This window comes from Vibrio sp. 1401 (assembly GCF_033340295.1).
Genome location: NZ_JAWOWF010000356.1, coordinates 1 through 708 on the forward strand (window position 1 = coordinate 1; position 708 = coordinate 708).

Here is a 708-nt window from a genome sequence, read left to right on the forward strand (position 1 = left end):
CTAGCTGAATACGAACAACGGAAACGCCGTGAGCGTTAATCTCTTTGCGAACTTCATCAACTATTGTGCGAACGCCATTCGCAACTGTTGGACCGTTTGGATGCAGTGCTGATGTATCAATGTATTCATGGTTGATGCAAAGCAGGCCGTCGGTCGTACTGTCATTTAATGGGAAAAAGTGCATGCCATCATGGTGCATGCCCAACGCGTTAAGTTGGTCTGAGCTGGTATTGCTGCCATCATTTTTCCACGCGCTGCCTTGAGCATTCAGCGGTGTACCCCAAGGTACCAGTACCTGAGCGGTATAACCCTGTGGAATAGAAACGGCATCAGTCAACGAGCCAGGAATTGAGTCAAAGTTAAGTACCGCTTTCGAAACGCCAGAACCGTTACTTGCCGACGTGCCAGAGCTCGAAGAGTTACAGCCCGCCAATCCAAAAGCACCAAACGCAGTCATTGCGCTGATACCAAGGCCACCTTTTAAGATGCTACGACGAGATAGACTCGCTTCTAGTACTTCTTCAAAAGGCTTGTTATCGCTTTGGTTATAACGCGTTGCGTCGAAGGTTTCCTTGCTCATTTTTACTTTCCCGATCTTATAGTTAGTGAATAAATTGTTGAACGGCAAGAAGTCTGGAGAAGAAAAATGACAGAAATGCTCAATCTATATGAAACTTGTATTTCAATGATGTGATCACTCAATAAACG

The 708-nt window shown here is 45.6% G+C and carries 1 protein-coding gene; it reads right to left on the reverse strand.

What is annotated here, in order from left to right; translation table 11 throughout:
* Positions 1-580, reverse strand: a 580-nt coding sequence (locus R7Z77_RS25605; protein ID WP_318137082.1) for a PhoX family protein, incomplete at its 3' end; no start/stop codon positions are given.
* Positions 581-708 lie beyond the last annotated feature (128 nt).